We start from the raw sequence: 12,295 nt of genomic DNA on the forward strand, positions 1-12,295 counted from the left end.
AAAAAAGCAGCCAATTGGCTGCTTTTTTTTATAACTCTAAAATTTCTTTAATATGAGGTTTAAAATAGTTAGGCCCTTTTAACACCTTACCATCTTCTCTATAGATTGGCTCACCATCTTCACCTAACTTACTCATATTGCTGCGTTGAATTTCATTAAAAACCTCTTCTATTTTATATTGCAAACCATGTTCTATAATGGTTCCGCATAAAATATAAAGCATATCTCCAAGAGCATCTGCAACTTCTACTAAATCATTATCATTTGCTGCCTCAAGATATTCTTCGTTTTCTTCGCGCATAAGCTTATAGCGCAGCATGTTTTTTTCAATACCTAAATCTGCTTTTGGCGTTTCTCTGTGACCTATCTTAAACGCTGTATGAAATGCCTTTACAGCATTGATTTTATCTTGCATAGTCTTTAGTTTATTAATCGCTTAATTTGTATTTTCGCATAAAAATACGCTAATGTTTTCTACAGGTCAATTGATTTTCGGAATATTATTTTTTATTGTTTTTGTAATCGCTATTGGCTATCAATATCGTAAAGATATTAAAGTGCATAAAGCTTACTATAGAGGTACCATATGGATACTGATTGCCTTTGTTGGTTTTATAGGTATGATTGCTGCTATTAAATTTCTTTTGATGTAGTTTATTGAATAACTTTTATAATTCTATTGAGACTTTTCTTTTAAAATATAACACAAATAAAAAGCAGCCAAATTGGCTACTTTTTATTTGTGTTATAAAATGATAAGTTTAGTTTACCTCTGGCAAATGATTATACGTTTTACTGTATTCTAACATTTGCTCTGGGAAACCAACAGGCTGTGTTACTTTAATAGCAGTAATTTCACCTTTGTCGTTCATTTCTGGTACTAAAACCGGATTTACAAATCCGCTATAAGGAGCTGACGTAAATTGCTTGTTACGTTCTAATATTTCTGCATGAAGTGCTTGATCTACCTTTACACCATAACCTTCTACTAAAGCTTCACAAGCTGCAAAATCACCTTCAGATTTTATACGTTGCGTTTCTCTTAATAATTGTCCAAATAACTCATGTAACTTATCATAATCATTAATGTTATAATAGGTTTTTCCATCTTTAGATACTTTTTCAATAACATTATCTGCTTTTCCTTTTTCAAAAACCCAAGCAGAAACCCATTGACGGTTACGCATATGTGCTTCTTCTACATCGTCACCTAAATTTAAACGAATTAACTGCGTCATTAAACCGTTTCTAATGTAACCATCGTAAGCAGCCATACCAACTTTTTTCCAGTCTTCTACTAAACCTAATTCTTGTAATTTAGAATCGTATAAATAATAAAGACCTACTAAATCTGCACGACCTTCTTCTAAAGTAGATGCATAATTCTTTAAAGTTTCTTTAGTCTCACCTACTCCTGGGTTTAACTGACCAGACGCATGGCCAATAACCTCGTGCAGTGCTGTATGAAGCTTATCGGCAAGTTTTCCGTATTGTTCTTCAAGCTTAAACTCTTCTTCATCGTGTACAAACTCTTTTAAACGTCCACTTCCGCCAGAGTTGTTATACGCATTAATTATGTTTCCTAAAGATACTGACTTACTACCTACTTCTTTTCTAATCCAGTTAGCATTTGGTAAATTAACACCTATTGGAGTACTTGGAGACGCATCACCAGCTTCACCTGCCACAGTCACTACTTTATAAGTTACACCAACAACACTATCTTTTTTGTGCGCATCCATAAGAGGTGAATTATCTTCGAACCATTGTGCATTATCTGACAATACTTTCATCTTTTTAGACATATCAAAATCATTGATTTGTACTATGGTTTCGTAAGAACCTCTATAACCTAATGGATCGTTATATACTTCAATAAAACTATTAATGTAATCTACATTACCAGCAGTTGCAGCTGTCCAAGCAACATTGTAATCATCCCAAGTTTGTAAATCACCTGTATTATAATACTGAATTAATAAACCTATAGCATCCCCTTGGGCTTTATTTTCTGCTACACCTTGAGCTTTTTCTAACCACTTTACAATTTCGTCTATTGCAGAACCATATAAACCTCCAGATTTGTAAACACGTTCTTTTAATACACCATCTTCTTTTACCAATTGTGAGTTTAATCCGTAAGATAATGGTCTATTAGCATCTGGTGATTTCTTAGCTGCATAGAATTTTTCCACATCTGCATTAGTAACATTAGGTCCATAAAAATTAACCGCTGAAAGCGCTACATTATCTACACCTTTAGCTTGATTTACTTTTTTAGCATCCTCATCATTAAAAATAACATCGAAAGCCTCACCATCTAACTTTGTTTTAGTTGCTAAAAGCAATTCATTAAGATATTCTTTAGAAAACTCTGGCTTTAACTTATCGTTTGAATAATGATGATGAATACCATTACTAAACCAAACACGTTTTAAGTATACTTCAAAAGCTTTCCAATCTTCAGCATTTTTATCTCCACTATAATTTGTGTAAACATTTTCTAAAGCTTTTCTAATTTTAAGGTTGTGTCTGTAGTTTTGATCCCACATAATATCACGACCTGCAAGACCAGCTTGAGTAAGGTAGTAAACAAGTTTTTGCTCTTTAAGCGTTAGGTTATCCCATCCAGGAATCTGATAACGTAAAATTTTAATGTCTGCAAATTGCTCTACATTAAAATCAAAATCAGTTGCTTTTTTTTCTACTTTCTCCTCCTTTACTGTTTCTTGTGCATCGTTTTTGCAAGACCATGCAAATACCGTAACCAGGCAGATTACAAATATTGATTTTAGTTTCATTATTAATTATTTTTTTGAATTGTACACAAATGTAACATTTATAAGACATATCATAAAATTAGTATCTTTGGTCTACTACTAAACAAAACAAAAATGAAGGCTTTTAAATACATCCTACTATTAGTATTAATTTTAATTATTGGTTTTGCAATATATATTGCTGTACAACCTAACTCTTTTGAAGTAACAAGAACCAAAACTATAAATGCACCTCAAGCTGTTATATATAATAATATTATAGATTTTAAAAATTGGGAAGCTTGGAACTCTTGGATTGAAGAAAAGCCAGAAACTAAGATTATGCTTTCAGAACAAACTAAAGGAGTCGGTGGCTCTTACTCTTGGGATGATGCAGGCGATATTGGCACTATGAAGACCATTGCAACAACACCAAGCTCTTCTATTATACAAGAAATGCAATTTGGCGATTTTCCCAAAAACGATGTGACTTGGAACTTAAAACCAAATAACGATGGTACAACTGAGGTTACATGGTCTATTTCTGGCAAAGATTTACCTTTTGGGTTTAAAGCATTTGCAACCATAATGGGAGGAATGGAGAAACAAATTGGACCTCATTATGAAAGAGGTTTGATAATGCTAGACAGTGTTATACAAGAAGACATGAAACGTTACGATGTTAAAATAAATGGAATCACAGAATATGGTGGAGGGTTTTATTTGTATAAAACCACTAATGCTAATTCTCAAAACATTAGTATGAAAATGGGACAAAATTTTGGCGCCATTATGCAGTTTATGGGTAAAAATGGTTTAAAACAATCTGGAATGCCTTTAACTGTCTACAATAACATGAGTGAAACCAACTTAATAATGAGTAATGGTATACCTGTTAAAGAACGTATTGATATTCCTGAAGACTCTGACGTATCTATAGATTTCATACCAAAAATGAAAGTTTTAAAAACCACATTAACTGGTAATTATACTAATCTTCCTAAAGCTTGGGAAGCTACTATGAAGCACCTAACCGAAAATGGTTTAGAACAGTCAGATTACAAACCTTTTGAGATTTACACTACAGATCCTGGTAATTATCCTAATCCTGCTGATTGGAAAACTGAAATTTACATTCCTTTGAAATAAATAAGATTCCCGTTTTATGGGAAATAAACAAATCCGATTTCTCGGACTCTAAAAATGAAACAACTTTTTTTAGTTTTTATTGGTGGTGGTTTTGGTAGTGCGCTTCGGTTTTTAATAGGAAAATGGTTAAATAATTCTGGTGATGGAATTCCGTATGGCACTTTTGCAGCAAATATTTTAGGCAGTTTACTTATTGGAATTATTCTTGGGTATGCTGCTAAAAACGATAGCTTATCTGAAAGCCAAACTTTATTATTAGCTACTGGTTTTTGTGGTGGTTTTACAACATTCTCCTCTTTTGCTTATGAAAACCATGTGTTTTTAAAATCTGGTGATTTTACAAGTTTTGCGGTTTATACTATTGCTAGTTTTATTATTGGATTTTTAGCTGTGTTTTTGGGCATGTATATAGTCAGTAATCTATTGACTGTTGACAAACTATAAAAACGACTACACAATTAAACGATTCCCCAACTTACTTCTTAAACGCCTTTACACCAGCTTCAACTTTTGTAGATAAATAATTTTCTCTCGGTACTATTGGGCATGAATACTTTTCATTATATGCGCAATATGGATTGTATGCTTTATTAAAATCTATTTCCATCGTATCACCTTCTGGAATTCTTGCCTCTATATACCTTCCACCTGCATAGCTAGTATCTCCATTTGTATCATCTAAAAAAGGCAAAAACAGATAATCTCTATACTCATCGGTTTCTATTGATTCTTTTCCTTGATATATATTTAACTTATAGGTAGAACCATTTAACTGAAATGAGATAACACCATAAACGCGTTCTTTAGAGACTCTATCTGTAGTGGTTTTCATATCAAACCATTTAGAGTCTGGTGTTCTTTTTAAAGTTGCTTTAACCACATAAGTAGAATCAAACTTAAAAAACTCAAGTCCTTTAAATTTCTTTAAATCTTTTTTCTTTAATGGAGATTTACTGGCATCCTTAAAATCAGCATTCATTTCTTTTTGCCATTCGGTTTCTTCGTTGAGCATTTGTTTTTCTTGAGCACAACCTAAAGAAACTATCAATAAAAAAAGTAAGGCAAAATTCTTCATATCATAATTATTTATGCCCCAAAAATACAACTTATAGAAATTTATTGTAGCTTTGAACCATCAAATAAAATTAAACAATGACTCAAGTCAATAGATATAGCAAACAAAACTGTACGATTTCTTCGGAAAATATTCGGACACATTATCTATTGTAACTATGCTTATATACCTTTAAACAATATATAAAAGTCCGACGTTACCGTCGGACTTTTTATTTTTAGTAAAGTTCTTAATTCAAAGATTTACGCATTGAATTATGATAACTGAACTAAATATAATGAATACCAAATTCTAACTTTAAAACCAATGCGTAATGAAAACTTTATTTAAAAATTATTTAAAGACCTTCGATGGTCTCTCCAAAGAAGTTTGGTGGCTAGCTCTAATTACTTTTATTAATAGAGCAGGCACAATGGTTATTCCATTTTTATCATTGTATTTAACTGATGATTTACAATTTACATTAGAAAACGTTAGTTGGATTATGAGTGCTTTTGGATTAGGCTCTGTAGTCGGAACATGGATTGGAGGTAAACTAACAGATACAATTGGTTATTACAAAGTAATGGTAAGAAGTTTATTGAGTACAGGCTTTCTCTTTATAGCCTTACAATTCTTAAATACCTTTGCTAGTGTTTGCCTTGGCATATTCTTAGTTATGGTTGTGGCAGATACGTTTAGACCAGCAATGTTTGTTGCTATGAGCGTATACAGTAAACCAGAAAACAAAACACGTTCTGTAACCTTAATACGATTAGCAATTAATTTAGGGTTTTCTGCTGGCCCTGCTGTTGGTGGTCTAATTATAACAACAATGGGCTATGGTGGATTGTTTTGGGTAGATGGCATTACTTGTATTTTGGCAACATTACTGCTTATAAAAGTGCTAAACCCAAGAGTCGCTAAACCTATAGATGATATAATTGTTGAAAATCCTGTTTCTGTCTACAAAGACAAGCCGTTCTGGATATTCTTTGTAGCAATGTTCATTTTCGGAATAATATTTTTACAATATTTTTCTACTATGCCATTGTATTATAAGGATATTCATATGCTTACAGAGTTTGAAATTGGCATCTTATTAGGCTTAAATGGGTTTTTCATCTTTGTATTAGAAATGCCTTTAATTAAATGGTTAGAAGACTCAAAATATTCGTATGCAGGGTTAATCATTTTTGGATTAATTCTTACTGTGCTTAGTTTTTATGTACTTAACATTACATCTTGGGTTGGCGTTTTAGTCATTGGTATGTTACTAATGACCATAGGCGAAATGATCGCATTCCCATTTTCGAATGCTTTTGCCATGCAAAGAGCGAGCAAAGGAAACCAAGGTGAATACTTATCGATGTATGTAATGTCATTTTCAATTGCGCATATTTTTGGTCACAATGTAGGTTTAAGATTAGTAGATAATCTTGGCTATAGCAATACGTGGTACATAATGCTAGGTCTTGGCTTTATAGGAGTTTTACTTCTTGTTCATTTAAAACATCAATTAAGAAGAGAACCATCATGAACTTAAACCAAATCACAATTCCGTCGTTAGATGTTATATCTGCGACGGAATTCTATAAAAAACTTGGACTACAACTCATCGTAGATGCTTTACCACGTTATGTAAGATTTGAGTGCCCAAATGGTGAGAGCACATTTTCTATTCATAAGGTTGAAAAGTTTCCTAAAGGAGATGGCATTACTATCTATTTTGAAAATGAAGATTTAGATAAAATCGTTTCTCAACTCAAACAAAAAGGTATTAGTTTTACTAGCGAACCCGATGATAAACCATGGCTTTGGCGAGAAGCACATCTTAATGATCTTGATGGCAATCACATTATATTATACAGTGCAGGTGAAAACAGAAAAAATCCTCCATGGAGGGTTAATTAGAGTTATTAAATCTTAATAACGTATAGCAAAAATATCTTATTTAATCATTGAAAAATAAACCTAATCCACAGGCTTTATTTCATTATGCTTTACAACATGAGATAGTACAATTTGCGTTTTAGTTTCACCATAAATAATTAATTGATCGATAAAAGATTCTAAGTGCATTCTGTTTTTTAAAACTACTTCCATTACTATGTTTTCATTTCCGGTTATACGATAACAATTAACAACTTCATCATAGGTTTTCACCTTTTCTAAAAATGGTTTTAACATACCCATAAATGCTCTAAGAGTAATTATTGCTTTTAGCTGATAACCAACTTCAAAAGGAGAAACAAAAGCTGTATACCCTTGAATAATCTCAGCATCTTCCATCTTTTTAATACGCTCATTTACAGCAGGAGAACTTATACCTATACGTCTACCAATTTCTGCGTTAGACATACGTGCGTTCTGCTGTAAACACTTTAAAATCTTCCAATTTAAACTATCGATACTCATTTAAAGAAAACAATGAAAAATTAGACATATATTAAAGTAAATATACAATTTTACTTTAAAATTTAAATTAAAAAATTAAAAACACTCCGTAATTTCGTAATAATTGCTATTAAAATGAATTATAACCTACCATCGCACTTATCAGATCTGCCTGTATATAAAAAGGCTATGGATATCATTATGCTTTCCCGAAGCATATCGACGTATATAAATCAGGATTTATCGTACTTAAATGACGATGGCTCAGAGGATAGACATATTTATTTTTCAGGGGATATTGTTCAACAATCTACTAATCTAGCACCAGAAATTATTAGCGCAGAACGTGAGCGAAATTCCGATAAAAAACATAAACATTTAGAAAGCCTAGATCGTTTAACGTCTAAATTATATAGTAATTGTAGTCGTTTAGAACGCTCTAAAAGTAATGGTAAAGATTATTTACCTATTCTAAAAGGCGAACTTAAAACGTTTAAAAAACTTCAGCGCCTTTGGATGTTAACGCTTTAATGACAGACCTTGCAGTTTTCTTTTTCTTGTATTTCGCCAACTAAATAGCCTTTTTTATTCATAGAATAACCACAGCAATCCATAAATCCTTTTGCTATTTGCCTTCTACCTCGTTGTATTTGAGATTTAACAGTCGGTAATGGTAATTGAAGCCTATCAGCTATTTCTTTTTGTTTTAAACCCATAATATCATATAAAAATATAGGATCTCTATACTTTTTTGGCAAATTAACTAAAATACCTCTAAGACAATCTTTCTCAGTATGTTCAGGCGATTGCAAGTCTATTTCTTCTTGAAAATCATCTAACTCAATGGTCTGCTTGGAAGTTTTAAAAAAATCTAGAATTGTATAACGCGCTACAGAAAACAACCAAGGTTTTAACTTAGCATCATCTTTTAATGTATGTAGTTTTGTATGTACTTTAATAAAAGTATCTTGAAGAAGATCATCAGTAACTACATCGTCTTTAACCTTACTAAAAATAAAGCGCTTTATATCTACAGCGTATAAGTCCCAAACTGCTTTTGTGGTCATAGTCAACATAAATTTGTTAGTTTGAGTGTTCTTTCACTTATAGCCAAAACACTCAAACTAATATCTAATTTAACAATTACAATTGGTACATGTACAATTATCGCAAGTACAATCTGTACATTTTCCGTTGTTACAAGGTTCGCAATTGCAAGTACATTGGTGTGAGTTTTTCATAATATCATCTTTTTTAAATTCATTTAATAGACGATGATATTGCAAAAAAGATGCAATGAAACTTAATTATTTTATGAGACTACTTCGACTAAGCTCAGGGTAAGTGACTCACACAATTTTGCTATTCAAAATTGGTTCGCTACTTACATATTACGTCTATATTGTCCTCCTACTTCAAATAAAGCACTCGTAATTTGTCCTAAAGAACATACTTTACAAACCTCCATTAAGTCTTCAAAAATATTTTGATTGTTAATGGCTTTTTCTTGTAAGTTCTTCAACATTGCATTTGTATCATGAGCAGCATGTAAGCTTTCTAATGTCTTAATTTGGAATTGTTTCTCCTCTTCAGTTGCTCTAATTACCTCAGCTGGCAACACTGTTGGCGATCCTTTACTACTTAAGAATGTATTTACACCAATAATTGGGAATTCACCTGTATGTTTTAAAGTTTCATAGTATAAACTTTCTTCCTGAATCTTAGAACGTTGATACATCGTTTCCATAGCTCCAAGCACACCACCTCTTTCTGTAATTCTATCAAACTCAGCAAGAACAGCTTCCTCAACTAAATCCGTTAATTCTTCAATAATGAATGCACCTTGAATTGGGTTTTCATTCTTAGCTAACCCTAATTCTTTATTGATAATCAACTGAATTGCCATCGCACGACGTACGGACTCTTCAGTTGGTGTTGTAATTGCCTCATCATACGCATTTGTATGTAGCGAGTTACAGTTATCATAGATTGCATATAAAGCTTGAAGCGTCGTACGAATATCATTAAAGTCAATTTCTTGCGCGTGTAAACTACGACCAGAAGTTTGAATATGATATTTCAACATTTGCGCTCTAGCATTGGCATTATATTTATGCTTTAAAGCTTTTGACCAAATACGTCTGGCTACACGTCCAATCACAGCATATTCTGGATCGATACCATTAGAGAAGAAGAATGATAAGTTTGGTCCAAACTTATTAATATCCATTCCTCTCGATAAATAATACTCTACATAAGTAAATCCATTAGCTAGCGTTAATGCTAACTGTGTAATTGGATTTGCTCCTGCTTCTGCAATATGATATCCAGAAATAGATACCGAATAGAAGTTACGTACATTATTATCAATGAAATACTCTTGTACATCTCCCATTAAACGTAGTGCAAACTCTGTAGAGAAAATACACGTATTTTGTGCTTGGTCTTCTTTTAAAATATCGGCTTGAACTGTTCCTCTTACTTGAGCAATAGTCTTTACTTTTATATCTTCATAAACGTCTTTTGGTAATACTTGATCTCCAGTAACTCCCAATAACATTAATCCTAAACCATCATTACCTTCTGGTAAATCACCATTATATCTTGGACGTTCTTTGTCTTTATAAATCTCCTGAATTTTAGCTTCAACCTCAGCTTCTAATCCATTCTCTTTGATATAAATCTCACATTGCTGGTCAATGGCAGCATTCATAAAAAATCCTAATAACATTGGTGCTGGACCATTAATAGTCATACTTACCGATGTCATGGCATGTGCTAAGTTAAAACCAGAATATAATTTTTTAGCATCATCTAAACAACAAATAGAAACTCCAGCATTTCCAATCTTACCATAAATATCTGGACGATGATCTGGATCGTTACCATAAAGCGTTACACTATCAAAAGCAGTTGATAAACGCTTTGCTGGCATACCTAAACTCACATAGTGAAAACGTCTGTTGGTACGCTCTGGCCCTCCTTCTCCTGCAAACATACGCGTTGGGTCTTCTCCTGTACGTTTAAATGGATACAATCCTGAAGTATACGGAAACTCACCTGGAACATTCTCTTGTAATGTCCAACGTAAAATATCTCCCCAAGCTTCATACTTTGGTAGAGCTACCTTAGGAATCTGAGTGTGTGATAACGACTCTGTATGTGTTTCTATTTTGATTTCCTTATCTCTTACTTTAAAAGAATAGATAGGGTTTTTGTATTTATTTACTTTTTCCTCCCAATTGGTAATCACTTCCCAATTGTAAGGATCTAAATTCATTTTTACTTTATCAAACTGAGCTATTAACAATTTTACAAATGGCAATTCATCAGCACTTACTTGCTTTAAAATTTCATCTTCGTTAAGTCCAGCTTTATTAAGTTCCGGTTGTGCATCAACAACAGATTCGATAGTTTTAAATATTCCATAAAGCTTTTGAGCAACTTTTACTTGTCCATCTCCTTTAGCGTCATACGCTCTATTGTTCTCAGAAATTTCAGAAAGATAACGTGTTCTTGCTGGTGGAATCACAAAGATCTTCTCACTCATTTCTTTAGAAATCTCAAAAGACGATTTTAAGTCAGCCTCTGTTTTTTCAGCAACTTTATTCATTATTGCTTTATACAGCGTGTTCATTCCTGGATCATTGAACTGTGACGCTATCGTTCCAAAAACTGGCATGTCATCCATATGCACATCCCAAAGATTATTATTACGCATGTATTGTTTTTTTACATCACGTAAAGCATCTAAAGCACCACGTTTATCAAACTTGTTGATGGCTACTAAATCTGCAAAATCTAACATGTCGATTTTCTCTAATTGCGTTGCCGCACCAAATTCTGGTGTCATTACATAAAGAGACACATCACTATGTTCTATAATCTCAGTATCTGATTGCCCGATACCAGATGTTTCTAAAATAATTAAATCGTATTGCGCTGCTTTTAATACTTCAACAGCTTCATTAACGTGCTTTGATAACGCTAAGTTAGATTGACGTGTTGCCAAACTACGCATATACACACGTTCATTGTTGATAGCATTCATACGAATACGATCGCCCAATAAAGCACCTCCTGTTTTACGTTTAGAAGGATCTACAGAAATTAACCCAATCGTTTTTTCTGGAAAATCAATTAAAAAACGTCTTACTAATTCATCTACTAAAGACGATTTACCAGCTCCTCCAGTTCCTGTAATTCCCAAAACAGGTGTTTTAGATGTTTCATTTTTAGCATGAATAACATCTAAAGTTTCTTTTGCTACTTCTGGAAAGTTTTCAGCAGAAGAAATAACTCGTGCAATAGCATTAACATCTTTAGAAGCAATTTTTTCAGCTTCACCATTTAAATGATCTCCAATAGCAAAATCTGAACGCTCTACCAAATCATTAATCATTCCTTGAAGTCCAAGTTCTCTTCCATCATCTGGCGAATAGATACGTGTAATTCCGTAATCCATTAAATCTTTAATCTCCTCTGGAAGAATTACTCCTCCTCCACCTCCAAAAATTCGGATGTGTTCTGCACCTTTTTCTTTAAGTAAATCGTACATATACTTAAAGTATTCGTTGTGTCCGCCTTGGTAAGAGGTCATAGCAATAGCATTGGCATCTTCTTGGATTGCAGTATTTACTACTTCTTCAACACTTCTATCGTGTCCAAGATGAATCACTTCACATCCAGTAGATTGGATGATACGTCTCATAATATTGATTGACGCATCATGCCCATCAAATAACGATGCTGCAGTTACTATTCTTACTTTATGCTTTGGTTTATAAGGTGCAATTTGTTCCATTCGTAAAAAAACTTGTTTTAAGGGTGTGCAATTTACTGAATATTCAAAAAATTTGAGCAGTATTTGTTAATTATCTAAAAATCAATCTAAGCCACTAATTAATAGTTTATAATAATAAAATGACACATTACT

The 12,295-nt window shown here is 32.8% G+C and carries 12 protein-coding genes; 6 read left to right on the forward strand and 6 right to left on the reverse strand.

The features are described from left to right. Window positions 1–28 precede the first annotated feature (28 nt). Window positions 29–415, reverse strand: a complete 387-nt coding sequence (locus N4A42_RS03195) for a nucleoside triphosphate pyrophosphohydrolase family protein (protein WP_294069779.1) — start codon at window positions 413–415, stop codon at window positions 29–31. A gap of 52 nt (window positions 416–467) precedes the next feature. Here N4A42_RS03195 and N4A42_RS03200 point away from each other — a divergent pair, with 52 nt between their 5' ends. Further along, entirely contained in the window at window positions 468–653 is a 186-nt protein-coding gene (locus N4A42_RS03200) for a hypothetical protein (protein ID WP_294069781.1), read from the forward strand. A gap of 108 nt (window positions 654–761) precedes the next feature. On the opposite strand, the gene N4A42_RS03205 is transcribed toward N4A42_RS03200, so the two are convergent. Next, window positions 762–2,801: a dihydrofolate reductase gene (locus tag N4A42_RS03205; protein ID WP_294069784.1), complete on the reverse strand. Its 2,040-nt coding sequence runs from the start codon at window positions 2,799–2,801 to the stop codon at window positions 762–764. Window positions 2,802–2,894: 93 nt separating this feature from the next. On the opposite strand from N4A42_RS03205, the gene N4A42_RS03210 reads away from it, so the two are divergent. Together N4A42_RS03210 and crcB are read left to right on the forward strand one after the other, a co-directional pair. After that, window positions 2,895–3,908, forward strand: a complete 1,014-nt coding sequence (locus N4A42_RS03210) for a GyrI-like domain-containing protein (RefSeq protein WP_294069787.1) — start codon at window positions 2,895–2,897, stop codon at window positions 3,906–3,908. Between the two features lie 54 nt (window positions 3,909–3,962). Then, window positions 3,963–4,352: a fluoride efflux transporter CrcB gene (crcB, locus tag N4A42_RS03215; RefSeq protein WP_294069789.1), complete on the forward strand. Its 390-nt coding sequence runs from the start codon at window positions 3,963–3,965 to the stop codon at window positions 4,350–4,352. 31 nt (window positions 4,353–4,383) lie between these two features. Here crcB and N4A42_RS03220 read toward each other — a convergent pair whose 3' ends face one another. Continuing rightward, the gene (locus N4A42_RS03220) at window positions 4,384–4,983 is read right to left on the reverse strand and encodes a DUF1684 domain-containing protein (RefSeq protein WP_294069792.1); all 600 of its coding nucleotides are present in this window, start codon (window positions 4,981–4,983) and stop codon (window positions 4,384–4,386) included. Between the two features lie 313 nt (window positions 4,984–5,296). On the opposite strand from N4A42_RS03220, the gene N4A42_RS03225 reads away from it, so the two are divergent. Both N4A42_RS03225 and N4A42_RS03230 read left to right on the forward strand, forming a co-directional pair. Further along, on the forward strand, window positions 5,297–6,502 hold the full coding sequence (locus N4A42_RS03225) for an MFS transporter (protein WP_294069795.1): 1,206 nt from the start codon (window positions 5,297–5,299) through the stop codon (window positions 6,500–6,502). Continuing rightward, entirely contained in the window at window positions 6,499–6,876 is a 378-nt protein-coding gene (locus N4A42_RS03230; protein WP_294069798.1) for a VOC family protein, read from the forward strand. Before N4A42_RS03225 ends, N4A42_RS03230 begins: the two co-directional genes overlap by 4 nt. 60 nt (window positions 6,877–6,936) lie before the next feature. Here the strand turns inward: N4A42_RS03230 and N4A42_RS03235 are convergent, their stop codons facing one another. After that, complete coding sequence (locus N4A42_RS03235; RefSeq protein ID WP_294069801.1) at window positions 6,937–7,380, reverse strand: Lrp/AsnC family transcriptional regulator; 444 nt, start codon at window positions 7,378–7,380, stop codon at window positions 6,937–6,939. A gap of 114 nt (window positions 7,381–7,494) precedes the next feature. Here N4A42_RS03235 and N4A42_RS03240 point away from each other — a divergent pair, with 114 nt between their 5' ends. Further along, window positions 7,495–7,890, forward strand: a complete 396-nt coding sequence (locus N4A42_RS03240) for a hypothetical protein (protein WP_294069803.1) — start codon at window positions 7,495–7,497, stop codon at window positions 7,888–7,890. Here the strand turns inward: N4A42_RS03240 and N4A42_RS03245 are convergent. Continuing rightward, window positions 7,887–8,426, reverse strand: coding sequence for a sigma-70 family RNA polymerase sigma factor (locus tag N4A42_RS03245; RefSeq protein WP_294069806.1), 540 nt, complete (start codon window positions 8,424–8,426; stop codon window positions 7,887–7,889). The genes N4A42_RS03240 and N4A42_RS03245 overlap by 4 nt on opposite strands. A 317-nt stretch (window positions 8,427–8,743) precedes the next feature. Further along, window positions 8,744–12,163, reverse strand: coding sequence for a methylmalonyl-CoA mutase family protein (locus tag N4A42_RS03250; RefSeq protein WP_294069809.1), 3,420 nt, complete (start codon window positions 12,161–12,163; stop codon window positions 8,744–8,746). Window positions 12,164–12,295: the final 132 nt, after the last annotated feature.

Origin of the sequence: Winogradskyella sp. (assembly GCF_025210595.1) — a bacterium.
GTDB lineage: Bacteria > Bacteroidota > Bacteroidia > Flavobacteriales > Flavobacteriaceae > Winogradskyella.